At 49.3% G+C, this 23,754-nt stretch carries 20 protein-coding genes; 12 read left to right on the top strand and 8 right to left on the bottom strand.

What is annotated here, in order from left to right; genetic code table 11:
- Positions 1-10 precede the first annotated feature (10 nt).
- The 5 genes from I8U17_RS13455 (at position 11) to I8U17_RS13435 (ending at position 6,133) form a co-directional block, all read left to right on the top strand.
- The gene (locus tag I8U17_RS13455; RefSeq protein ID WP_033102078.1) at positions 11-1,108 is read left to right on the top strand and encodes a M24 family metallopeptidase; all 1,098 of its coding nucleotides are present in this window, start codon (positions 11-13) and stop codon (positions 1,106-1,108) included.
- Positions 1,109-1,548: 440 nt separating this feature from the next.
- Positions 1,549-3,165 (top strand): sodium:solute symporter family protein, encoded by a 1,617-nt coding sequence (locus I8U17_RS13450; protein WP_198059539.1) that lies wholly within the window; start codon positions 1,549-1,551, stop codon positions 3,163-3,165.
- Positions 3,166-3,182: 17 nt separating this feature from the next.
- Entirely contained in the window at positions 3,183-3,392 is a 210-nt protein-coding gene (locus I8U17_RS13445; protein ID WP_033102080.1) for a hypothetical protein, read from the top strand.
- 197 nt (positions 3,393-3,589) lie between these two features.
- Positions 3,590-5,287 (top strand): phospho-sugar mutase, encoded by a 1,698-nt coding sequence (locus I8U17_RS13440; RefSeq protein ID WP_033102081.1) that lies wholly within the window; start codon positions 3,590-3,592, stop codon positions 5,285-5,287.
- Between the two features lie 48 nt (positions 5,288-5,335).
- The gene (locus I8U17_RS13435) at positions 5,336-6,133 is read left to right on the top strand and encodes a UTP--glucose-1-phosphate uridylyltransferase (RefSeq protein WP_033102326.1); all 798 of its coding nucleotides are present in this window, start codon (positions 5,336-5,338) and stop codon (positions 6,131-6,133) included.
- A 369-nt stretch (positions 6,134-6,502) separates the two neighbouring features.
- On the opposite strand, the gene I8U17_RS13430 is transcribed toward I8U17_RS13435, so the two are convergent.
- Positions 6,503-7,618: an MGDG synthase family glycosyltransferase gene (locus I8U17_RS13430; RefSeq protein WP_198059538.1), complete on the bottom strand. Its 1,116-nt coding sequence runs from the start codon at positions 7,616-7,618 to the stop codon at positions 6,503-6,505.
- A gap of 2 nt (positions 7,619-7,620) precedes the next feature.
- Positions 7,621-8,190 carry a YkoP family protein gene (locus I8U17_RS13425; protein WP_033102329.1) on the bottom strand — a complete coding sequence of 190 codons (570 nt, stop codon included), beginning with the start codon at positions 8,188-8,190 and terminating at the stop codon, positions 7,621-7,623.
- A gap of 191 nt (positions 8,191-8,381) precedes the next feature.
- On the opposite strand from I8U17_RS13425, the gene I8U17_RS13420 reads away from it, so the two are divergent.
- Positions 8,382-9,002, top strand: a complete 621-nt coding sequence (locus I8U17_RS13420; RefSeq protein WP_033102330.1) for a trimeric intracellular cation channel family protein — start codon at positions 8,382-8,384, stop codon at positions 9,000-9,002.
- A gap of 24 nt (positions 9,003-9,026) precedes the next feature.
- Here I8U17_RS13420 and I8U17_RS13415 read toward each other — a convergent pair whose 3' ends face one another.
- Complete coding sequence (locus I8U17_RS13415; RefSeq protein ID WP_198059537.1) at positions 9,027-13,328, bottom strand: PolC-type DNA polymerase III; 4,302 nt, start codon at positions 13,326-13,328, stop codon at positions 9,027-9,029.
- Positions 13,329-13,657: 329 nt separating this feature from the next.
- On the opposite strand from I8U17_RS13415, the gene I8U17_RS13410 reads away from it, so the two are divergent.
- Positions 13,658-14,410, top strand: coding sequence for a hypothetical protein (locus I8U17_RS13410; protein ID WP_033102332.1), 753 nt, complete (start codon positions 13,658-13,660; stop codon positions 14,408-14,410).
- A 41-nt stretch (positions 14,411-14,451) separates the two neighbouring features.
- On the opposite strand, the gene I8U17_RS13405 is transcribed toward I8U17_RS13410, so the two are convergent.
- Positions 14,452-15,411 carry a TolB family protein gene (locus tag I8U17_RS13405; protein WP_198055715.1) on the bottom strand — a complete coding sequence of 320 codons (960 nt, stop codon included), beginning with the start codon at positions 15,409-15,411 and terminating at the stop codon, positions 14,452-14,454.
- A 228-nt stretch (positions 15,412-15,639) separates the two neighbouring features.
- On the opposite strand from I8U17_RS13405, the gene I8U17_RS13400 reads away from it, so the two are divergent.
- Positions 15,640-17,145, top strand: a complete 1,506-nt coding sequence (locus tag I8U17_RS13400; protein WP_198059545.1) for a coproporphyrinogen III oxidase — start codon at positions 15,640-15,642, stop codon at positions 17,143-17,145.
- 433 nt (positions 17,146-17,578) lie between these two features.
- On the opposite strand, the gene I8U17_RS13395 is transcribed toward I8U17_RS13400, so the two are convergent.
- Positions 17,579-17,947, bottom strand: coding sequence for a hypothetical protein (locus I8U17_RS13395; RefSeq protein ID WP_033102334.1), 369 nt, complete (start codon positions 17,945-17,947; stop codon positions 17,579-17,581).
- 520 nt (positions 17,948-18,467) lie between these two features.
- A complete protein-coding gene (locus I8U17_RS13390) occupies positions 18,468-18,830 on the bottom strand; it encodes a hypothetical protein (RefSeq protein ID WP_033102335.1) in 363 nt (120 codons plus the stop codon).
- Positions 18,831-19,019: 189 nt separating this feature from the next.
- Between I8U17_RS13390 and I8U17_RS13385 the strand changes: the two genes are divergently transcribed.
- On the top strand, positions 19,020-19,196 hold the full coding sequence (locus tag I8U17_RS13385) for a hypothetical protein (RefSeq protein ID WP_160173935.1): 177 nt from the start codon (positions 19,020-19,022) through the stop codon (positions 19,194-19,196).
- Between the two features lie 611 nt (positions 19,197-19,807).
- Here I8U17_RS13385 and I8U17_RS13380 read toward each other — a convergent pair.
- Entirely contained in the window at positions 19,808-20,230 is a 423-nt protein-coding gene (locus tag I8U17_RS13380; protein ID WP_033102337.1) for a hypothetical protein, read from the bottom strand.
- A gap of 230 nt (positions 20,231-20,460) precedes the next feature.
- On the bottom strand, positions 20,461-20,940 hold the full coding sequence (locus I8U17_RS13375) for a cupredoxin domain-containing protein (RefSeq protein WP_052154452.1): 480 nt from the start codon (positions 20,938-20,940) through the stop codon (positions 20,461-20,463).
- A 263-nt stretch (positions 20,941-21,203) separates the two neighbouring features.
- On the opposite strand from I8U17_RS13375, the gene I8U17_RS13370 reads away from it, so the two are divergent.
- The 3 genes from I8U17_RS13370 to sucD all read left to right on the top strand — a co-directional run bounded on the left by I8U17_RS13370 (position 21,204) and on the right by sucD (position 23,750).
- A complete protein-coding gene (locus tag I8U17_RS13370) occupies positions 21,204-21,335 on the top strand; it encodes a YqzM family protein (RefSeq protein WP_160173936.1) in 132 nt (43 codons plus the stop codon).
- A gap of 305 nt (positions 21,336-21,640) precedes the next feature.
- Complete coding sequence (gene sucC, locus I8U17_RS13365; RefSeq protein ID WP_033102338.1) at positions 21,641-22,801, top strand: ADP-forming succinate--CoA ligase subunit beta; 1,161 nt, start codon at positions 21,641-21,643, stop codon at positions 22,799-22,801.
- Between the two features lie 43 nt (positions 22,802-22,844).
- Positions 22,845-23,750 (top strand): succinate--CoA ligase subunit alpha, encoded by a 906-nt coding sequence (gene sucD / locus I8U17_RS13360; RefSeq protein WP_033102339.1) that lies wholly within the window; start codon positions 22,845-22,847, stop codon positions 23,748-23,750.
- The last annotated feature ends 4 nt before the right edge of the window (positions 23,751-23,754 follow it).

Raw genomic sequence — 23,754 nt, 5'->3', positions numbered from 1 at the left:
AGGGGAAATGATGGGCGATATTTCGGTCAATACAGCGTTGGAGCGGGTCAGAACGTTTATGGATGATAAAAAGCTGGACGGCGTTTTGTTTCGCAGACGCGATTTTTTCTCGTGGCTTACAGGGGGGAAGGATAATCACATTGTCAATACGACCGAGCTCGGTGTAGCCCCTTTGCTCATCCTGCGCGATCGAAAAATATGCCTGGCATCAAAAATGGAAGCGGCCCGCATTCGTGAGGAGGAGCTGTACGGTCAGGGATATGACTGGATCACCCCGGAATGGTATGAAGGAGAGATTGAGACGATTCAGCGGATTTGTGCAGGAAAAAGGATTGGCAGTGACACTCCAATTGACGGGCTTTTGTACGTGGAAGAAGAGTTGAGGGCGCTGCGGTATGTGTTGACGGAAAGTGAAATCGAGGATTACCGTTCCTTGTCGCAACTGGCGGCGCGCGCAGTGGAATCGGCCTGCCGTGAATTGGTTCCGGGGCAGAGCGAGCATGAGATCGCCGCCAACCTCGCTTATAAAGTGTTAAAGGAGGGAATGAATCCGCAGGTCATCCTGGTGGCGACAGATGAGCGAATCTTTCGTTACCGTCATCCCATTCCTACGGATAAAAAGCTGGAACGGTATGCGATGCTCGTCCTCTGCGCGGAAAAGGGAGGACTGGTGAGCAATGTGACACGTTTTGTCCACTTTGGTCCTCTCTCGCCGGAATTGGAGGAAAACAAACGAAAACTGGCGCAAATCGATGCGGCCATGAACGCAGCCACCAGACCGGGCACGCCGATTTGCAAAGTGATCGAGACGGGCATTGAAATGTATGTCCGGATGGGATTCCCCGAAGACTGGAAGCTGTTGCATCAGGGTGGACCAACGGGATATGCGTCCCGGGAGTTTCTCGCCACTCCGGATGCCAAAGGACGGGTTCTCCTCCATCAGGCATTTGCATGGAATCCAGCCATTCGCGGGATAAAATCGGAAGACACAATCCTGGTAAAAGAGCATGAAAATGAATTTTTAACCCATACCGGAGAATGGGTCTATCTTGAAGTGAAACATGATGGAAAAACCTATTTGCGTCCTGATATTCTGGTGCGCAGTTGATAAAAGAAAAATGGTGTGAGCTGGCCATCGGGATCATGTCTGATGCCAATTTTTGAAACGTAAAACAAGTGCAGTTTCAACTTATGCGGCCGGTTGACAGATTGAAGCAAGATTTATGGCCGCAGCCGGTATTTGAAGCGGGGCACGCGAAGAAGATCAGGTGTCGGCGGGATTTAACTGGGCCGGAAAACATTAAAAGGTGTTATCCATCATGGGGGTTTCCAAACGGTGGAGTGCTTTATGTCCGCGATTCTCTTCCTGTTTTGAAGAGACTGCGGACTTTTTGATTCAGTTGAACACAATACTCTTCCTCATTATGAAAGCGTTGACAAAAAGGTTGACTTCATTTAATATTATCTTAACAATTATTAATTATTTTAATTAAGTTATTTTGCTGCTTCACAAATCTTATTCACTCAATGATCAGGGTGGGGTTCATCATGGGACATTCGTTATTACATGCCGGATTGATTGATTATGTGATGATTGCCATTTATTTTGTCGTGGTTCTTGGAATCGGTTTCTTATTGAAAAACAAGATGAAAACCGGAGACGATTTCTTCTTGTCCGGCCGTTCGATTCCCAGCTGGATCACCAGTTTGGCTTTTCTGTCAGCTAATCTGGGAGCGCTCGAAGTGCTGGGCATGGCGGCAAACGGAGCCGAATACGGTTTGTTGACCACCCACTTCTATTGGATTGGTGCCATTCCGGCCATGTTGTTTCTCGGCTTGTACATGATGCCATTTTATTATGCCTCAAAGGTGCGTTCGGTTCCGGAATACCTGAAATTCCGCTTCAATGAAGCGACCCGTGCGGTCAATGCCATCTCATTCGCCGTGATGACCGTATTGGTCTACGGAATCAGTTTGTATTCGATGGCGCTCATTTTTCAGGTTCTGATCGGCTGGTCTTTCAATACCAGTATCCTGATCTCGGCTGTGGTTGTGTTGATCTATGTCGCTTTGGGCGGCTTAACGTCTTCGATCTATACTGAAGTGATCCAATTCTTCCTCATCTGGCTTGGACTTTTCCTCATTCCCGTATTTGGCCTGCATGAGTTGGGTGGATGGCAGGCGATGATGGACCGGTTGCCGGAAGCGTTCGGCCACATGTGGTCCAATCTGGGCCATTCCTCCGATAATGCGATGGGAATCAGCTGGCTTGGGGTTGTGCTGGGACTTGGATTTGTCTTGTCATTTGGCTACTGGACCACCGACTTTTTGGTGGTGCAGCGCGCGTTTGCGGCTCGAGACATGCGTTCGGCGCAAAACACCCCAATCTATGCTTCGTTCTTTAAAATGGTCGTACCGTTCCTGGTCATTATCCCCGGTTTGATCGCGGCCGTTCTTTATCCGAAAATCGGCCATCCCGGAGGCCCCAGTTACAACCTGGCCTTGCCGCTTCTGATTCAGCGTTATTTCCCACCTGGGCTGATGGGGCTCGGTTTGACCGCGATGCTGGCCAGCTTCATGAGCGGAATGGCCGGAAATGTAACCGCTTTTACCACGATTTGGACCTATGACATTTACCAGGCTTATTTCAAAAAGGATGCTCCTGACCGGCACTACGTGAGAGTTGGACGTTGGACCGTTGTCATCGGGATTTTGATCAGTATCGGCACTGCCTATATCGCCGCCGATTTCCCCAGTGTGATGGACTATATGCAAACCTTGTTCTCCTTCTTTAACGCACCGTTGTTTGCCACGTTTTTGCTGGGCATGTTCTGGAAGCGGGCCACCCCTTGGGGCGGATTCTGGGGACTGATCTCCGGGACAGTTGGTGCCTTCCTGCTGTACTATCTGATCCCGGCCGATTATTTTGCCAGCGCACAGGCCGGCAATTTCTGGCGGGCCTGGTGGGCGTGGGTGATCGCTGCTGCTGTGACCGTGCTGGTCAGCTTTGTCACCAAGCCGAAAGATGAAGCGGAGTTGAAAGGGCTGGTATACGGGTTCTTGCAATTGCCGTCTTATCGTGGAGAACGATGGTATAAACGGCCGGGAGTAATGGCAGTTGTTGTTTTGGTTATCCTGATCGGTTTAAATATAGTATTCTTGTAAAAGGAGGACCGATGACCATGGCTAAACTGTGGTTAGACCTGCGTTGGCTGACAGGCTTGATGTTCATCGTTTACGGGGCGATTCTCATCGTCTACGGATTGGCTGTAAACCCCCAGACTCCTTATTTGCACGGCTTGAATATAGATCTGTGGTGGGGGGTTGTCACTCTGGTCATCGGTGTTCTCTTTGCCCAGGGTCCTTTGCGCGGTGTGAAAAAGAATTCTTAGCAGAATCAAGGAACCCTTTTTCTCTCCTCCGTTTGTGAGAAAAAGGGTCTTTCTGTAGGGGACATTGCAGGTCGGAACAGGTGTCCCCCTGACCTGCCGGATTTTCCGATGGCCGGTTAGAGGGGCTTTCCCTTAAGTTCCCATCCCTGGGTTATGCTCAAGAGAGATGATGTTTTATGTAAGAAAGGAGACGGAGGATGGATTATCGCCAAGCGGTTGACCGATGGTTGAAATTTCAGGATTTGGATCGGGATTTAAGGAGGGAATTGGAAGAGATCACGGATGAAAAAGAATTGGAAGACCGCTTTTACACCTCGCTCACCTTTGGTACCGCAGGAATGCGCGGAATCATCGGCGCCGGCACCAATCGAATGAATCGCTATACCGTGCGTAAAGCGACGCAGGGATTGGCCAGGTTTATTCTTAATCAGGGAGAAGAGGCGAAGAAAAAAGGGGTGGTCATCGCTTATGATTGCCGCCATCAGTCGCCGGAGTTTGCCCGGGAAGCAGGGCTGGTGCTGGCGCAAAACGGCATAAAAGCCTATGTCTTCGCTGAATTGCGGCCGACACCGGAGTTATCCTTTGCCGTCCGTCATTTGGGTACTGCAGCCGGCATTATGATTACGGCGAGTCATAATCCCCCGGAATATAACGGATATAAGGTATATGGCTCGGACGGGGCGCAGATCGCCACCGATTTGGCGAACGCTGTGTTGGAGGAGATCGGGCGCGTTCCCGATGAATTGACCGTTCCGATTATGCCGCTGGAAGAGGCCCGGGCTGCGGGACTGTTTGAAGTGATCGGGGAGGAGATTGACGATGCTTATCAAGAGCGGCTGCGGAGTTTGGCGATGCAGCCGGTGCAAAACAACCGCGATCTCAAAATTGTCTACACGCCGCTGCACGGAACGGGAAACAAGCCGGTGCGTCGTATATTGCGGGATTTAGGATTCGGGCAGGTACAGGTGGTTGAACAGCAGGAAAAGCCCGACCCCGATTTCTCCACGGTTCGTTCTCCCAATCCGGAGGAGCATGAAGCGTTTGCGCAGGCGATTGAAATTGCGGAACGGACGGGAGCCGACATCATCATGGGAACCGACCCGGATGCCGATCGTGTCGGGGTTGTTGCCCGGGATGAGACGGGGGAATTTTCCGTTTTGACTGGGAATCAACTGGGAGCGCTTTTGTTGGATTACCTTTTGGCCCGGCGTAAAGAACGGGGGAACCTGCCGGAAAACGGAGTGATGATCAAAACGATTGTCACCTCGGAGCTGGGAGCGAAGATTGCGGCCCGCTACGGAGTGGAAACGATCAACACGCTGACCGGTTTCAAGTTCATAGCGGATCGGATCAAGCAATATGCCGAAAGCGGGGAAAAAACATTCCTGTTTGGCTATGAAGAAAGTTACGGTTACCTGATCGGCGATTTTTGCCGGGATAAGGATGCTGTTCAGGCATGCATGGTTGCCGCGGAAATGGCCGCATATTACAAACGGCAGGGGTTGACGCTCTACCAGGCCTTACGGCGACTGTTTGACCGGTACGGAACCCATCAGGAGGAGTTGGTTTCCCTCACGTTAAAAGGTGTTGACGGAATCAAGCGGATGCGGGCGATCATGGAGCGTCTGCGCAGGTTTCCGCTTCGGGAAGCAGGAGGCATCACCGTGCGGGAGCAAAAAGATTACAGCCGGGGCATTGAAGGGTTGCCGAAAGCAGATGTGTTAAAATATCTGTTTGAGGACGGTTCTTGGTTTGCCATCCGGCCTTCGGGAACCGAGCCGAAGATCAAGTTTTACTTTGCTTCCGTCGGAGAGAATGGTGAAGAAGCGCGAACCCGGCTGGAAAATTTGAAACGCGATGTGATGAAAATCGTCCAATCGGAGGAAATCGCTTAGCAAAAGGGGGCTGACCTGCCCCTTTTCTTCATTGAAGGAGGTGAGACAATGCGCGTACGGAAAGCGGTGATTCCGGCAGCGGGGATGGGACGGAGATTTTTGCCCATTACCAGGGCGATTCCCAAGCCGATGCTGCCGATCGTCGATCGTCCGGCATTGCACTATCTCGTCGATGAGGCCAAACGGTCGGGAATCGAACAAATTGCGATCATTGTGGGATATGGCCGCCAAGTGATTCAAACGTACTTCGCCGGAGATCCCCAGGTGACGCTGATTGACCAGCCTGAACCAAAAGGATCCGGGCATGCGGTCTTCATGGCCCGTTCCTTTGTGGGGGATGAGCCTTTCGCCGTCTTGTTGGGCGACATCGTGATTGACAGTGACCCGCCTTGCACCGGACAATTGATCGATGCTTTTCAGCGGCATAAATCTCCCGTGCTGGCGGTTGAAACGCTGAAATATGAATTATTGTCCCAACATAATGCCATCGAGTATCAACCGATCGATGAGAACGAGGTGCTCATACGTCATATTGTGGAAAAACCGCAAGAGAATGTCCCCTCAGCTGTGACCGCAATTGGAAGATATATTTTTCCGCCCGGAATTTTCCCTGTTCTTTCGAAGACACGGCCGGGTTTCGACGGGGAGATTCAATTGACGGATGCGATCAATACCCTGTTGCAAAGGGAGCGGGGAATTGGCCTGTTTTACAAGGGAAAGCGCTTTGATATAGGGGACAAACGGGATTATGTCATGGCCAATTTGGAATTTGCCCTGAAAAGGGAGCAATACAGTGAAGATTTGTGGTCAGCGCTGGAAAAGCTGGCGAATCCCGTTGGGGAATAAGTTTCATTCCTTGATTTATGAAAAGAATTAGTGTATTTTTGACACGAAAATGAATGTAGAAAGTGTGAGTGAAATTAAGGTTGGATCACGCGAAGTGAATTTGGACAAGATTGAAGAGCGCAGCAAAAATCCAATGGTCAAAAAATATGGAATTACCTGGACGCTCTACAAATGTGAGACATGCAAATTTCTCGTGCAAACGGAAAAGAGTTTTCGTTGTCAACATCACAACGGGCGTCATTATCCGTCATGGGATGCATGCGGGCTGTATCGCCCTGCGGATCAGGGGGAAAGTTAACCCTTCCGCCATGCCACACAGCAAAACGGTCTGTCTTTTTCTCTGGACAGACCGTTTTGCATTGAATGGGACTAATGAAGATGATCAGCTATAATTTCGGCTCCGTGAAAGGAGGAGTACGGCTTGCCGATGGAGGATGCTTGTTTGCGCATCAAAGCCAGCTGCTGAGGTTGTTGCAGCAGCCCGGAAAGATCTTCGGGCAGCCGTTTTGGCTTATCCTGACGAATGGCGGCCCCGCGGTTCAACAGAAAATCGCTGTTGTTCTCTTCCTGGCCGGGAATCGGTTTGCAGATCACCATTGGCAAACCGGTCGCCATTGCTTCGGAGCAAGTCATTCCGCCCGGTTTCGTAATGATGAAGTCGGAAGCGCACATGAAATCAACCATGTTATGGACGAAAGGGAATGTGTAAATATGCGGATCCGTACGGGTTTCCATATGCAGGGATTCGTACAGGGCCTGATTGTTTCCTGTGATGATCAAAAGCTGGAAAGGCTGATGGCAAAAGGATTTTCGAAAGGAATCAAGACTTTTCTTGATTGGTCCCATTCCTCCTCCTCCACCCATGAGCAAAATGGTGAAGCGGTCCAGATCAATTCCGAGTTGCTGGCGGGCCCTGCGCGCATCTTTTTGATTCAGGGAAAAAGACGGATCGATCGGGATGCCGGTCGGATAAAGACGAGGGAGCGGGGTTTTCATTCTTATTTTGTTTCCTATTTCTTCATGGGCGATGATGTAAAAATCGACATCAGGGTGAATCCAAAAACTGTGCGCGTCAAAATCGGTAACCACTGCCCCGAGTCGAAAGCTTCCTGCTTTTTTTTGCTTTAAGTGGGTGCAAGCGCTCAAACAAAATGCATGCGTGCAGACAATCAGCTTTGGAGAGAGGCTGTCAATGATTTCTTTCAATTTACCGGAAACAAGTTTGCCGAGCGGCTCGCGAAAGAAACGATCCCATTCGCGGTCCTGGGAATAGGCCGCTCCCCAGAGAGAGGGAGCGAAGCGCAGCGTCTGAGTATAAAATTTGCCGATCAGAGTCTCCAATGGTTTGCTGATTAACGGGAGCATGCAGACGATATGAACCTCAAGCGAGGGATAACGCATGCGGATTGCCTTTTTTAACGAGTTTGCCGCGCTGTAATGTCCGTAACCGGCAACCGTCTCCGTTAAGATCAAGATTTTGTCCATTTTCAACTCCCCGATCCGTAAAATTGATTTAATCGTTTCTTCGAGATAAATACCCGCTTCGGAATAAGATCATTTTTTCTGCCGGACATTTCCCGGAGGCCGTTGGGATGGCACAGGAGAAAAATACACTTTGCGGTAAGTGATTTGATCCATCGCGTTTTTGGATTGGAAATGTCGGACACCTCAAAACCGAGCCGGTTGGCATTGCGATACAGAAGAGTTGTGCCGAGGATCACCTGAATCTCATTATGTTGAGGGTGATGGTTGATAAACCGGATCAATGCCGGCAACGAGGAGGAGATTAAGCGGCGCAACATAATGGCCCATCCGAATTCGCGCGCTGACGATTGAAGCAGCAACCGGGCGAGAAGCACATTATGTAAATGCAATTGTACATACCAATCGCCGCGTTCGAGGATGGCCCCGTCTGCCGTTTGAATGAGTTCCCCCCGGTATTTCTTGACTGACACGCGAAAAATGTTCTTCCCCTTATCGACATAGTTCAGGCGAGTAAATAAAAAATAGATGATATCCCACAATTGCCACAGGTTGATTATCGTCTGACGGAACATCGGTGCCTCCTCTTTCCGTTTTTTGTATTGTTGCCTGCGGAGAGGCGGATTATTTTGTTCCAAACGGATGAATGATTGGTAATGGTTGGTGGTGAAACGCTGAACATTTTTTGCCGATCCTATTTTTCTTTTCTTTTGATGCCGCTATAATAAAGTCTTGATGTAATTCAGACGGAAAGTGAGCGTTGAGAATGTCCTGGGAATGGTTGAATTTTGTCGGAATCGTCGCTTTTGCGGTCAGCGGGGCGCTGGTGGCGATTGAAGAAAGATATGATATATTCGGTCTCTATGTATTGGGGCTGGTTACCGCTTTCGGCGGAGGAATCATTCGCAATGCCTGTATCGGATTGCCGGTTGGGGATTTGTGGAAACAGGAGATGTTGATTTATGCAGCGCTGATCGCGATTACCTTCGTTTCGATGAGTCCGTCCCTCTGGCTTAAGTTTTGCCGCAAATGGCTGAACTTTTTCGACGCGATCGGTCTGTCGGCTTTCTCCATTCAGGGAGCTCTCTTTGCGACGGGCAAACACCTTCCTTTGGTGGCCGTCATTTTCGCGGCCGTCATGACGGGGATCGGCGGCGGTATTATTCGCGATGTGCTGGCTGGAAGAAAGCCATTGGTTTTTCAAAGGGAAGTTTACGCTTTTTGGGCGATTGTCAGCGGGGTTGCGGTAGGCCTGAAGTGGGTCGATACCCCCTGGGAATTTTATTTCCTCTGTGCGGTCATTGTCACTTTGCGGATGATGTCCACAGCGTTGAAATGGCATTTGCCCGGCCGCCTGGTCATTTTAAAAAACAAAGCTAGCCGTTAACGACATCCGGCTAGCTTTGTTTTTTTAGAACAATACCAGTTGGTTGCTTTCCGGCAGCCCGTCAAGGCAGCCCATGCTTTTCAGCAACTCCACGACGGTACTCGACACGCGTGAACGGGTCTGGAAATCCTCGATCGAAAGGAATTCCCCGTCTTTCCTGGCTTCCATGATATTTTTGGCGGCATTTTCCCCGACGCCCGGGATGGAGGCAAAGGGGAGAATCAACTGGTCATCTCCGTCGATAACAAATTGGGTGGCGTGTGATCGATATAAATCAACGTTTTTAAATTTGAAGCCGCGTGCAAAAAATTCCAGAACGGACTCCAAAGCAGTAAACAGCCCTTTTTCTTTGGGAGATGCCGCGTTGCCTTTTTCGGCAATTTCTTTCATCCGACGTTTGACAAATTCAGGCCCTTTCAAAACGACTTCACAATCGAAATCATCTAATAGCCGGAAGAAATAAGTCGCATAATACTGAATGGGGTAATGCACTTTGAACCAGGCGATGCGGACGGCCATCATAACATAGGCGGCCGCGTGGGCCCGGGGAAACATATATTTGATCTTCCGGCAGGAGTTGATATACCAATCGGGCACGCCATGTTCACGCATCAGTTCTGCTTCTTCATCGGTCAGCCCTTTTCCCTTCCGCACTTTTTCCATGATCTTAAATGATGCCTTCGGCGGACATCCTTTTAAGATCAGATAGAGCATGATATCGTCACGGCAACAGATCGTTTCCGACAGCGTTGCCGTACCGCTGCGGATCAATTCCTGAGCGTTGCCGAGCCAAACGTCTGTTCCGTGCGACAGACCGGAGATGCGCACCAGTTCCGAGAAGCTGGTCGGTTTGGTGTCTTCGAGCATTTGCCGTACAAACTGGGTGCCAAATTCGGGAATCCCCAATGTGCCCGTTTTGACCCCGCCGATTTCTTCCGGGGTGACACCGAGGGATTCCGTCCCGCTGAACAGTTTTAAAACTTCCGGGTCGTCCATGGGAATTTCCCGCGGGTTTACGCCGGTCAGATCCTGCAGCATCCGAATGGTAGTCGGATCCTGGTGTCCCAGAATATCCAGCTTCAACAATTTTCCGCTGATGGAGCGGTAATCGAAATGGGTCGTCCGCGTGCCGGATTTGACATCGTCGGCCGGATGCTGAATCGGGGTGAAGTCGAAAACATCCTTGTACTGCGGAATAACCATGAGCCCGCCCGGATGTTGCCCTGTCGTTCTCTTCACACCGGTGCACCCGGCGACAAGTCGGTCAATTTCCGCCTGTCTGAGTTGCAGATTATGATGTTCCTGGTATTTTTTCACATACCCATATGCCGTTTTCTCCTGAACCTTGGCGATCGTGCCCGCGCGGTAGATATAATCCTTTCCGAATAATTCCTCTGTATAGGCGTGGGCCCGTGGCTGATAATCTGAACCGAAGTTCAGATCGATATCCGGTGTTTTATCCGCTTCAAAGCCCAGGAAGGTTTCAAACGGGATGTCGTGCCCGTCTTTTTTCATCACCTGATGGCAGTTGGGACATTCTTTGTCGGGCAGGTCAAAGCCCGATTCGTAGGAACCATCGAGAATAAATTCGCTGTGTTTGCATTTCGGGCAGCGCCAGTGTGGCGGAAGTGGATTGACCTCTGTAATCTCACTCATTGTGGCTACAAAGGATGATCCGACCGAACCGCGGGAACCGACCAGATAACCATCTGCCAGCGATTTGGTCACCAGGCGCTGGGAAATCAGATAAATCACGGCAAATCCGTGTTTGATAATACTGGTTAACTCGCGCTCGAGCCGTTTTTGCACAACCTCGGGCAACGGATCGCCATACCACTCGTGCGCTCTTTTGTAGCACATCTCTTCCAGCTCTTTTTCCGCACCTTCGATCACAGGGGTCGCGGTTCCTTCCGGCAACAGTTGAATCTCTTCGATTTGTTCAGCGATTTTCCGTGGATTGGAAATGACCACTTCCCGCGCTTTTTCGCTTCCCAGATAGCTGAATTCACTCAGCATTTCATCCGTAGTGCGGAAATGCGCTTTTGGCAACGGAACATTGACGCGAAATCCGTTTTGGTTGGAAACGAGGATATCGCGGAAAATCGCATCCGTTTCATCCAGATAATGCACATTGCTCGTCGCGACGACCGGTTTCCCCAGCTTTTCACCGATTTCCACCAGTAGGCGGTTGGCTTCCCGCAGTCGTTCCGGGCTTTCGACAATCCCTTTTTCAACCAGATGCAGATTGATGTCAACCGGCTGGATTTCCAGGTAATCGTAAAAGCGCGCGATTTCTTCAACCTGTGCCGGCGCTTTGGTCAATGCGGCTTCAAACAATTCACCTCTCTCGCAACCCGAACCGATGATGAGCCCTTCGCGGTGTTTGAGCAACTCACTGCGCGGGATCCGCGGAACGCGGAAAAAATAGTTCAGATGAGACATGGAAATCAGTTTGTATAAATTTTTGAGACCGGTTTGATTGCGCACGAGCAAGATCGCATGGAAAGGACGCAAACGGGTAAGGTCGCGGTCTCCGGTTTTTTCATTGAGTTGGCTGAGGTTTTTAACCTCTTTTTCGGCCGCATCGAGAATCATCTTCCACAGGATGTGTCCGGTGGCTTCTGCGTCATAAATTGCCCGGTGATGTTGTTCCAATTTTACATTCAATTTATCGGCCAGAGTATTTAGCCGGTAGTTTTTCATCCCCGGATACAGAAAGCGTCCGAGTTCCAGGGTATCGATCACCGGATTTCGCACCGGCTCTTTTCCCAGCCGTTTGACCGCTTCCTGCAAAAAGCCCATGTCAAAGCGGGCATTATGGGCGACGAGGACACAGCCGTCAATAAAGTCGAGGAAACGGGTGATCACGTCATCGATTTCCGGTGCATCTTTCAGCATGTCATCGGTAATGTGCGTCAATTCAATGATCTGCTGGGTCAGCGGTCTGTGCGGATTGGCAAACTCGGAAAAGCGGTCGATGATTTCGCCGTTTTTGACCTTGACTGCCGCCAACTCGATAATTACATCATGAACGGCTGACAGTCCGGTGGTTTCAACGTCAAATACGACATAAGTATCCTCCAGCAGCGGGCGGTCTGACGGATTGAGGACGATCGGAACACCATCATCGACAATGTTGGCTTCCATGCCGAAAAGGACTTTGATTCCGTGTTTTTTTCCGGCTTCATAGGCTTCGGGAAAAGCCTGCGCCACTCCGTGATCGGTAATGGCCACAGCCGGATGTCCCCATTTTGCTGCCCGTTTGATCACTTCTCCGGCATCGCAGATTCCGTCCATGGCTGACATCGATGTATGGAGATGGAGTTCAACGCGCTTTTCTTCGGCTGTATCCTGGCGTTCTTCGGTAGCCGTCTCGGTCAAATCATTTACCATCAGAACCAAATCGCGGGAGAAGGTGTCAAATTGAACGGAACCCCGGACTTTCAGCCAGTCGCCATCCTTGATGACGGCGAGGATTTCCGCTTGCTCTTTGTCTCTGGCAAACAGTTTGCAAGCGATCGAACTGGTAAAATCGGTCAGGTTAAAGGTCAACAGTTTGCGACCGCTTTTTAGTTCACGCAGTTCGCTTTTGAACACTTTTCCCTGTACGACGATGCTTTTTTCCTCTTCGGTGATTTCCTTGATCGGCACCGGATCGCTCGTGATCTGGTAACCGATTTTCTTCTCGACCGGTTTTTCCGCTTTTTCCGATTCGCGTTCTGCTGCCTCTTTTGCCTGTTGGGCAAGCAGTTCCTGCATCAGCGTCTGTTCTTCCTGGGCGCGACGGTCATGAAATTCTTTCAGGTGGTCTCGTTCTTCTTCGGACGATGCGCATTCCAGGAAAACAGAAACCTCCCGGCCGAGAATGCGCCGGCAATATTTGGCCAAAATTTGCTCAAGATTTCGTTGTTTGGCCATTTGCCGGGCGGCGGGATTTTTAAAGACAATGGTGATTTTATCTGCCTCCGCCTGCCAGTCGGCCCCGGCAAACCAGGTAGCCGCCGCCGGGGTGATCTGTTCCTGAAGCTGCCGCTCGATCAGTTGTCTGTAATTTTGCAGAAACGTTTCCATTTCCACGTGGTCATAATGAAACTGGATCGATACGTGAATTTGTGGATAGAAATGTTTTTTCACTCGTTGTTGGAAGGTGTGCCAAACGTCTGCAGGGAGTATTTCCGGCAGTCGAAGGTGAATGTTCCAGGCACGCCGATCCGGGTAAACATTGACTTGTTGAATGATGGCCTGGTTGAAGAATTCTTCCAGCCATTTCGGAGGAAGCTTTACCTCATCAAAGAGATGCTTGACGTTTGCTTTTGGATAAACCAAGCCAAATTCCCTCCTGTTTTTTAGAGAAACTTGCGCTCCGTGGATTGCAAGGAAAATAGAACTTCCGGATCAGACCCGGGTTCTGTGTGTCTCTTATCCTATCACAGCGTCAGATAAAGGACAATGTACTTCTCTTGGAAGCCGGTTCCGGCAAACCCGGTATACACAATTACCGACAGGAAAATAATTTTGCAATTTGATTTTTTAAAAAAAGGAGTTTTTTCATTTTCGTTTAATATCATTTCTTTGAATAGAAATGATCTCTGCACACTGCGAAGAGCGTTCTACTATTGTAGGCGTAGCAGGCGAGCGTAAAAGGAGGATTCGAGTTGAACATAAGAGTGACGACGCGGAGAACGAAGATTTCTTCGGAACAATACGAACAGATGTTGAATAGAAAAAAAGGCAAAACGTTTTTGATTTGGAAGCTTTCCGGTGCTGCTTCGGTGCTCCTCCTCCTTTTGGGAACGGCTGCCTACGCTTGGTTTGAAAATGAAGCGCTTAAATCGGTTGGTAATGATGGAAGCAAGAGCAGGTTTGTCGGGAATGGAGCGCCGGATTCGGAAGATGATTTTGGAGCCTTTGTCCTGAAAAAAATAGAAGATTGGACGGGTGACCAGGCCCATGCGGAGGCAAAAGAGCCGGAGATCGCCAGAAGAATTTCCCCGCCGCCGTTTCAGGAGGTAAAGGTAAGCAGGGAAAAGACTGAGCAGCCCAAGTATCTGCATGAAAGGAAAACAGGAAAAACAGAGAAACGGGAGCGAACGCATCCCGCCGGACGTTCCGAAGAAAAGGTGGACAGACCCCAATCGCCCCCTCCTCCGGTGTCAAAACCACCGGCCCGGCCAAAACCTGGAAATGAGAAACCGACTGATCCGACAAACCCGACAAATCCAACAAACCCAACTAACCCGACAAACCCGACAAATCCGCCGGAAGATGACGGATCGCAAAATCCGCCTCCTGACCAACCGTCACCTCCACCACCGGATGGCGGCAGGAATCACAACAAGGGACTTCTCCATGAAGTTGGCGATCTTTTGAAAAAGTTGCTGGGGTTGAAATCCAAAGCAACGCAATAAAAAAGAACTCCCCGTCGCCCGGGAGTTCTTTTTTGTTCAATTTAATCAAATAAGAAACTTTTGATTTTGTTTAACGTTGAGCCGATTTTTGACTGTGCCTCGCCCAGATTGAGCGCTTTCCAGGCGGTCGGCATTGCGTTTGGAACATTCAGCTTGATGATTTGCTTATCGGTCCCGTTTGCATTCATTTCATAAAATGTGCTATTGTCATCACTGGATTCATTATTTCCTTTTATGCCGGAATGATTGAGGGAATAAAGGATTTTGGAGCCGTCATCCGACCAGATTGCACTGCCGACTGCTTTGGTGGTGTCAGCGGTCAGGTTTTTCATGTGGCTGCCATCAGCATCCATCACATAGATATCGGCATTGCCGTTTTTCGACCTGCCGAACAAAATTTTGGACCCGTCCGGTGAGAAATGGGCGTCGTATTCGGACGATTCCCCTGTTTTCCCTGTCAGTTTCTTCAGATTGCTGCCATCCGCATTCATCTCATAAATGTGGCTGAACCCGGTTGCATCGGATGCGTGGCAGATGATTTTGGACCCGTCCGGTGAGAAGTCCGGTTGGGAATAATAGACGCCTTTCTCCGCGTGGGTGATTTGTCGAACTTCCTTGCTTTTGACATCGATCACGTAGAGGTTCCCGTTTCCGCGGGAGAAAACAATTTTGTTGCCATCAGGTGACCAGCGAGGAGAGGCATCGAAATCGGGGAAATGACTGTTGGTTAAGCGAACTTGATTTTTTCCGTCAAGATCTGATATGTAAAGGCTGTCGTTTTTGATGAAAGCTAGTTTTTCCCCGTTTGGTGAAACATCGACAGAATTGCCGGATGTGATTTTGGAAACTTCGAGTGTGTCAGGATTAAATTTGTAAATTGCTTGATTGTACAAAGGACCGCCGTTGAAAAGAACCGGTTTCACATCGTCTTTTGCATAGGCCGGTATGGTCAGTGATATAGACAGTACAAGTGCGCCGACTGCGGCTGTGGTCTTTTTCATTTCTTCTCTCCTCTCTGTTGAAGATGCACCTTTATTATAGCGGATTTCCGTGCTGATGGGGGCCGTTGTTGCAAAATTTACAAACATTTTATTTCTGGAATAGATTGGAAAGATCGTTCTTATATTCCCATTCTCTTTCATTGATTTCCCATGCGGCTATTGCTAGACTGTGGGAAGTAGATGGAAGTGGAAAAGGAGGAACATGCCGGTTTCGGCATCAGTGAGATCATGACGCGATTTGCAATTAAAGGGATTGATCCGGTCTTATTTCGGGATGTGGAATTGATCGCCCGTCTTTTTTTTGAAGAGGTTCAGCTGACGGAAACGGATGACCGGGCTGATTTTCAGCTTGAATTTACTCTTGACGAATCCGAAGCGATTGAAGTTCGGGTGACGCTGACCGCAGACAAAGTGCAGTGGTCGGCGGAACATGTGCGTTCCATCGAAGGATGCACAGGCGAAAAAGAGATTCGGAAACGGATGAAGCAGGCGATCAGCTATGTGCTTGTCCAGGTTTTGGAAAGAGCAACAGGGATTGAGCAGCCTTGGGGGATTTTGACCGGAGTCCGCCCGACGAAGCTGTTTCACACGCTGCTGCAAAAGGGAAATTCCCTGCAAGAGGCAAAACGCTTGCTGGAGCAGGAGTATCTGCTTCATCCGGAGAAGACGCAGATTCTGGAAGAAATCATCCGGCGGCAGCTTACCGTGCTTCCCGATTTTTATGAGCTGGACAAGGAAGTAAGCCTCTATATCGGGATTCCGTTTTGCCCGACCAAATGCGCCTACTGCACGTTTCCCGCGTATGCGATCGGGGGGCGTACGGGGTCGGTGGAAGGCTTTTTGGATGGACTTCATGAAGAGATTGCCGCTGTTGGTGCATGGCTGAGAACGCGGGGGTTGCCGGTCACGACCATCTATTTTGGCGGTGGCACCCCGACCTCGATTTCGGCTGAGCAGATGGAGTCGTTGTTTCAGCAATTAAAGAGCCATATTCCCGATTTCGGCCAAGTCCGGGAATGGACGGTTGAAGCAGGGCGCCCCGATACACTGGATGAGGAAAAATTGGCGCTGATGAAGCGCTGGAATGTGGACCGGATCAGTATTAATCCGCAGAGCTTTAAGGAAGAAACGCTCAAAGTGATCGGCCGGCACCACACAGTGGAAGAAACGTTGAGAAAATATCAATTGGCGCGGCAGATGGGCTTAAACAATATCAATATGGACCTGATTATCGGCCTTCCGGGCGAAGGGCTCGAGACGTTTGCCGAAACGCTGGATGTCATGCGCGAGCTGCGTCCCGAATCGCTCACGGTACACACCCTGTCCTTTAAAAGCGGTTCCGTGATGACGCAAAATAAAGAGAAATACCGCGTCGCCGGCCGGGAAGAGACGCGGGAGATGGTGCGGATGGCGCGGGAGTGGGCCCGGGATCAGGGGTATGTACCCTACTATCTCTACCGGCAGAAAAATATTTTGGGCAACCAGGAAAATGTCGGTTATGCTTTTCCCGGAGAAGAGAGCCTGTACAACATCATCATCATGGAAGAACGACAGACGATCATCGGTTTGGGCTGCGGTGCCGTCAGCAAGATCATCTCCCCGGTCAGCGGCCGCCTGTCCCGCCTCCCCAATCCCAAGGAGCCAAAAGCCTACATCGATACGTACCGGCGTCATATCAAAGAAAAATTGGCTAAATTGGATGAAGCATACGGGATCACGCCTGTCGGTCATTGATGAAGCGAAGCTTTGCCTTTAAGTTCGGGGCAAAGCTTTTTGTTTTGCTGTATCGCCCGATCCAAAACAGGGAGGATGACATAAATATGAAAAAAAGGGGCACGATGGCCCCGCAGAGGATTACAACAGGTTGGATACAGAGTTACCGGAGCTGTGGTTGATTGCAGTGGCATCACCCAGGTTAATGGGTACTTGGACGTTCAGGTTGATCAAACCTGCGCTTTGAGCACCTGTTCTGGCGGTATTGTTAACCGTTGCGTGAGCTCCGTCTTCGCAACGGTGCCGATCGTGATGGTGCCGATCGTGATGGTGCCGATCGTGACGGTGCCTTCTCCGGCGAGGGCAGCAAATTCTGAAACAGTGTCTATGCTTTCTTCTTCTTTTCGAGCAGCAATGCATCAGCTTCACCCCCTTTCAAGAGAATGGGTCCAGATTATTTGGTCAGTTTGTTTTGCCCTGTTGGAACGGTTTTTTGAATCAGGTTGGCAAGCGCCGGAGAAAGTTCATTGTTTGTCTCGTTCAAGACCGATCCTCCGACTATACCCAGTAAGCTGTTGAGAACATTGATTAACCCGCCGGCAAGTATATTAAGAGAACCAACAGCGCCTGAAATCACACTGTTTAAAATCAAGGGAACGGTTCCTGACACACTTGAAATCAATGAGGGTAAGCCTGAAATCAGTTGTTGTTGTTCTTGTTCCTGGATTTCAACGGATTCGTTTTCACTGACTTTTTTTTGAATGATCTCTTCAAGTTGAGAGCGCAACTCATTAAGTTGTTCTTGCGTAAACGAAAAGTTCATTCATCTCACCTCCTTTCGAATGTGCGAACCCGGGAAAGATCTGCAAATCTTTCATTTGTTATACTATATTCTGCTTGATCTGCTTGCGTGTGGGCGGAGAAAGAAATGGTTGTCTTCCTAAAAAGAAGGCTTTTACGTGTTGCGCTTTATGTAAAGAGCGGGCGTGGAGGAGGAAAAGGGAGGGCCGAAACGGCCCCTCTCATTAAAGTGTATTTGAGATTGAGTTGTTGCAGCTGCGGTTGATTGCAGTGGCATCACCCAAGTTAATGGGCACTTGAATGTTGATGTTTGCTAAGCCAGCGCTTTGCGGGCCTGTGTTAGCCTTGTTATTTACCGTTGCGCGGGCCCCATCATGGTCGCAACGGTGCCGATTGTGACGGTGCCGATCGTGATGGTGTCTGTCGTGACAGTGCTTTTTCCGACGGGGACAGCAAAATTTGAAACAGTGTTTTTTCCTTCTCTTTTTCTTTTTTGAGCAGCATTGCATCAGCTTCACCTCCTTTCACGGAATCGCGAGGATTTACTCAGTTTGGGATGGTGGTTGGGCTGCTTTTTTCATTTGCTCGATCGGCACCTCTTTGTAGATCACGTTCACTAATCCGGGAAAAAGTTGATTGACCGCATCAGGGCCGAGAATTTCGACCAAATTGGAGAAAAGTTTGGCTAAATGATTCAGAAATGAGTTGAACCCGTTGGTTATGACGCCAAGAATACCGGATGAAGATCCAGGTCCAGGTATGTTGTTGGTTAGCTCGGCAAGCACTGAATTGACCCGGGAAGGCATCTGAACCTGAACGGATACGGGATTATTTTTGGGGGGAAGCAATTCATCGATCAAAGCACGGATCTGTTTTTCCTGTTCGGGAGTCAGAAAATGGTTCAATGATGTTTCGCCTCCTTTTTTTGAAAAAATGCTTGACCGCTTTCTAAAGGGCATTGGAAAGCGCGTTTTGGTGACTGTTGTGCAAGGAGGTTGCATCACCTGTATTGACCGGGACTTGAACGATGATATTGATCAAGCCGCTGACCGGGCCGTCCACCCTTGCCTCATTGTTGACATGGGCACCCGGCAGTGCTGGGAAGGGATGCCGGTGTGGATGATCACGGCATCTGCGGTGCCGGCGTCGTCGAAGGAGAAATCGACGGCAGCGTTTACACAGAAATCGCCTTCGAAAACGCCATCTTTTTCGCTTGCGACAGCGCATGTCCGATTACCCCTTTCTTTTTTTCTTCCGTTTTTTGTTTTTAACGGGTTCCTGATTTTTCTCTTCTTCCATCAACCCTTTTTCGATGTTTTGCTTAATTAATTCTTTTGTTCCGGGGCTCAAAAGTTCCGTATAATCAAATAATTTTTTTACTTTTGATTCCGTTTCCTCCGAATTCAATACTTGAAGACAAAGGTCGTAAATCTTCAGTTTGATTGCCCTTTGCAATTGTTTCGATAATTCATCAAACTGATTTTTCTGTTGTTGTTCTTGCTTTCCCTGGTTCAAGAGGTCTGCACCTCCCTTATGCATAACTACGAAAAGAAACGGTTACTATAAGATATTCCTTGATAACCATTTGGTGAATATTCTTGGATAAAATAGATTTATAACCTGTGAGCCGGGGGTTTCAGAAGACGGATGGCTAAAACCCTCTTAAATAGATGGATACTTTTTTCATATTCATTTAGGTAAAGAGTGATAGCGGCGTTCCAACCAGGGAGTTCATATATTTTTAAAGGCAAGGCGGCTAGAAGGGATTTTTGTGGGGCAGGTGGTTGAAAGAGTTGGAGAAAGATTCGGATGCAGACGGGAGCAGAGCCTGAAAAGGGGGGACGGGCAATGATGACAGTTGCCCGTTTTTGCGGATCCATCGTCAGGTTTCGTCGGGGAAAAATTCCGGAAATTCATTGATAAAAGCACGAGTGACGGCTTCATATTCTTCCTCGTCCAACTCGGCAATCCCGTCTCCTGACCATTCGAAAAAGTAAATTTCCCGGTCTGGATGCTCCGGATGATAATACATGACCATTTTTCGCTCGTCATAGGTAAATGTCGCCCCGAGAACGGCGAGAAACGGCCCTGCATCCGTTTCCAGCCGCTGAAAAAGGATGGGCTCGATCTGATCAAGAACCGTTTCGGTGTAGGAATCGCCGGGAAAGAGGAGGAGCATCTCATCTGCCTCCTCCTCAACAATATATAACTGCCGCTTGTGTTCCTTTTCCCACAACAGCAGCAAATGTTTGACGTTATTATGGATGAAAACATATTGGTAGGGGGTTTGAAAGCGGATTGACACTCCGTTTCCCTCCATTTTGATTTATTGTATGATTGCATCTTATCACAGCCCGGCCAGCGGAGGAATAAAAAAGACTCATCTCGCATGAAGTGAGATTTGGAGGAATCACTGAGGGATCATTTGGCTTGCGGGGAGGGGCGGGGGACAGACATATTTGCAACAAACTTGTGCAAAAAATAAGCCGGCTTTTCGGCAAACCGGCTTCCACAGATTTCTTTGCACGGAAAAGATCAAGGATGGACGACCGTCACATATCCGATCATGGGGCCTTCATGGGTTTCGGTTATATGATCGTGACAGATGAGTTCAAAAGTCCCCGTTCGGTCAGCAGTAAATTCAAGTGTGGCGATTTTTCCTTTTTCAACCGAGCCGGCCACTTTTAATTCCGGAATGGAAAAATGATGGACTTTTCCGTTTAGACCGTGGATATGCAAGCGGATTTTTTCCCCTTTCATCACAATGACGGTGCCGGGATCAAAGCGGTATACTTCTTTTTCTTTCCCGGACAGGAGCGTTTTGTATTCGACAGTGAACAGATGGATATCGCGCGTTTTGGCGTTGACCGGCGATGGGTCGGCTTTGGTGTTGGCTGATTTTGCTTCCGGCCAGGCGGACTTGAGCCAATCCAGAGAGGGGTGGATCAAGCCGATTACCGCGATGATTACCACGACGGCAACAAATGCATAGGCCCAAGGGCGGGGGATATTCATTCGGTTAACCTCCTCTCGGTCTAATAATGGTAATTTTTACATAAATCCTCGTTTTCCTCCAATCCATCCCCGGAAGATTTAATCATGTTATTGTGTGCAAATTTTGCTCCCGAAACGGGTAAACTGAGGATGGATGGGTAAGATCAATAAAACGACTGAATTATTCCGGTATCTTGAATTTTTGCCAATCGATTCGTTTTATGTTTGTTCAAAGCGTGCTATACTTTTCATATTAGGAAATAAGGCATGAGGAGGAGAGTGGCATGTCGGCACAAGAGCATACGCCGCAAAACCAGGAAAACGATTTCATCGATTTTGTGAAAGCGGCCGGAGTGTCTTCCGGGATTTTCTTTCTCATCTTCATTATTGCCATTGTTATCGATTTTGTGAAGTGATTTGGGATGGCGAGAGGATAGCGGCAAAAATCCTCTCGTTTTTTCGTGTTATGAATGGAATGTTCTTACCACGGGTGGTTGGCAAAAAAGTGTGCCTGAGCTATACTTCATATGAGCCAAACTTGAATGGTTTTCTGTCCTTGCCAGGCCAAGCGCCTTTTTTTGAAAGGGGATTCAGGCAGGAAATGGCAGATACATAGAAAAAAAGCAGCAGTTTGGCCTAGTCTGACGGGGAATACTCTGATCGAAAGCGCCAAGGCGGCAAGCAAAGTCATCGGATTGTACTTGTGATTGGAGGATCGCGAATGAACGTTCATGAGTATCAAGGGAAGCAAATCCTGAAGAAATATGGTGTTGTTGTACCCAACGGGCATGTTGCGTTTTCACCGGATGAAGCAGTGAAAGCGGCAGAGAGCCTGGGCGGTGATCTCTGGGTGGTGAAAGCGCAAATTCATGCCGGCGGCCGCGGTAAAGCAGGTGGCGTGAAGCTGGCCAAAAGCCTGGATGAAGTGCGACAGCATGCGCAAGAACTCTTGGGGAAAGTGCTGGTAACCCATCAAACGGGACCGGAAGGGAAAGAGGTAAAACGGCTGTTGATTGAAGAGGGACTGCCGATCGAGAAAGAATATTATGTCGGCATGGTGATCGATCGCTCGACCAGCCGCGTCGTCATGATGGCGTCAGAAGAAGGCGGAACCGAGATTGAGGAAGTGGCGGCAAAAACGCCGGAAAAAATCTTCAAAGAAGTAATCGATCCGGCGACAGGCATGTTGCCGTTCCAAGCCCGCCGTCTGGCTTATCGCATCGGCATCCCGCAAGATAAAATCAATCTTGCTGCGAAATTCATGCTCGGCCTGTATCAGGCTTTTGTCGAAAATGACTGCTCCCTGGCGGAAATCAACCCGCTTATCACCACCAAAGACGGTCGGGTGATGGCACTCGATGCGAAATTGAATTTTGATTCAAATGCCTTGTTCCGCCATAAAGATATTTTGGAAATGCGCGACTTGGATGAAGAAGATCCAAAAGAAGTGGAAGCTTCCAAATTTGATCTCAATTATATCGCTCTCGATGGAAATATCGGCTGTATGGTGAACGGTGCGGGTTTGGCCATGGCAACGATGGACATTATCAAGCATTTTGACGGTGAACCTGCCAACTTCCTCGATGTGGGCGGCGGCGCAACCACGGACAAAGTGCGTGAAGCTTTCAAAATCATTTTGTCCGACCCCAATGTAAAAGGAATTTTTGTCAATATTTTCGGTGGAATCATGAAATGCGATGTCATTGCCAACGGTGTAGTCGAAGCGGCCAAACAAATTGGCCTTGATCGTCCGCTGGTGGTTCGTCTTGAGGGAACCAACGTGGAGCTCGGCAAGAAGATTTTGAATGAATCCGGCCTCGCAATTGTTGCTGCTGATTCGATGGAAGACGGAGCGAAGAAAATCGTCGAACTCGTAAAGTAATGAACGGATAGAGAGTACGCCTGAGAAAGGTGGGTAATTAACGGTGAGTATTTTCGTAAATAAGGATACTAAAGTAATCACACAGGGAATTACTGGTGCAACCGGATTATTTCATACAAAACAAGCGCTGGAATACGGTACAAAAGTGGTTGGGGGAGTCACCCCGGGCAAAGGAGGAACCGAAATTGAAGGGGTTCCCGTTTTTAACACACTGGCGGATGCCGTTGATGCGACCGGTGCGAACGCTTCCGTGATTTATGTTCCGCCGGCCTTTGCCGCTGATGCGATTATGGAAGCTGTCGATGCGGAGCTCGATTTGGTGGTTTGTATCACGGAAGGGATTCCGGTGCTGGACATGGTGAAAGTGAAACGCTACATGGAAGGCAAGAAAACGCGACTGATCGGTCCGAACTGCCCCGGCGTCATCACTCCGGGCGAGTGTAAAATCGGTATTATGCCGGGCTATATTCATACCCCGGGACATGTGGGAATTGTCTCCCGCAGCGGGACGCTGACCTATGAAGCTGTTCATCAGTTGACCACCCGCGGCATCGGGCAATCCACCGCAGTCGGAATTGGAGGCGACCCGGTCAACGGAACCAACTTTATCGACTGCTTGAAAGCGTTTGAAGAAGATCCGGATACAAAAGCGGTGATCATGATCGGGGAAATCGGCGGTACCGCGGAAGAAGAGGCTGCCGAATGGATCAAGGCCAATATGACGAAACCGGTTGTCGGCTTTATCGGTGGTCAAACTGCACCTCCGGGAAAACGGATGGGACATGCGGGAGCGATTATCTCCGGCGGAAAAGGGACGGCTGCGGAAAAAATCGCGACGTTGACCGCCGCAGGGGTTACTGTTGCACCCACACCGGCCGTGATCGGGGAAACATTGGTGAAGGTCTTGGAAGAAAGGGGTTTGCTGGGCGAGTGCATCACTAAGTCGTAAACAT

Source organism: Thermoactinomyces sp. CICC 10521 (assembly GCF_016055135.1).
Taxonomy (GTDB): domain Bacteria; phylum Bacillota; class Bacilli; order Thermoactinomycetales; family Thermoactinomycetaceae; genus Thermoactinomyces_A; species Thermoactinomyces_A daqus.
This window is presented reverse-complemented; position numbering and strand designations above follow the sequence as displayed.

Coding starts and splice junctions, on each gene's coding strand:
- I8U17_RS13455 (WP_033102078.1), top strand. CDS start 11: ATGGGCGATATTTCGGTCAATACAGCGTTGGAGCGGGTCAGAACGTTT.
- I8U17_RS13450 (WP_198059539.1), top strand. CDS start 1,549: ATGGGACATTCGTTATTACATGCCGGATTGATTGATTATGTGATGATT.
- I8U17_RS13445 (WP_033102080.1), top strand. CDS start 3,183: ATGGCTAAACTGTGGTTAGACCTGCGTTGGCTGACAGGCTTGATGTTC.
- I8U17_RS13440 (WP_033102081.1), top strand. CDS start 3,590: ATGGATTATCGCCAAGCGGTTGACCGATGGTTGAAATTTCAGGATTTG.
- I8U17_RS13435 (WP_033102326.1), top strand. CDS start 5,336: ATGCGCGTACGGAAAGCGGTGATTCCGGCAGCGGGGATGGGACGGAGA.
- I8U17_RS13430 (WP_198059538.1), bottom strand. CDS start 7,618: ATGGACAAAATCTTGATCTTAACGGAGACGGTTGCCGGTTACGGACAT.
- I8U17_RS13425 (WP_033102329.1), bottom strand. CDS start 8,190: ATGTTCCGTCAGACGATAATCAACCTGTGGCAATTGTGGGATATCATC.
- I8U17_RS13420 (WP_033102330.1), top strand. CDS start 8,382: ATGTCCTGGGAATGGTTGAATTTTGTCGGAATCGTCGCTTTTGCGGTC.
- I8U17_RS13405 (WP_198055715.1), bottom strand. CDS start 15,411: ATGAAAAAGACCACAGCCGCAGTCGGCGCACTTGTACTGTCTATATCA.
- I8U17_RS13400 (WP_198059545.1), top strand. CDS start 15,640: ATGACGCGATTTGCAATTAAAGGGATTGATCCGGTCTTATTTCGGGAT.
- I8U17_RS13395 (WP_033102334.1), bottom strand. CDS start 17,947: ATGAACTTTTCGTTTACGCAAGAACAACTTAATGAGTTGCGCTCTCAA.
- I8U17_RS13375 (WP_052154452.1), bottom strand. CDS start 20,940: ATGAATATCCCCCGCCCTTGGGCCTATGCATTTGTTGCCGTCGTGGTA.
- I8U17_RS13370 (WP_160173936.1), top strand. CDS start 21,204: ATGTCGGCACAAGAGCATACGCCGCAAAACCAGGAAAACGATTTCATC.
- sucC (WP_033102338.1), top strand. CDS start 21,641: ATGAACGTTCATGAGTATCAAGGGAAGCAAATCCTGAAGAAATATGGT.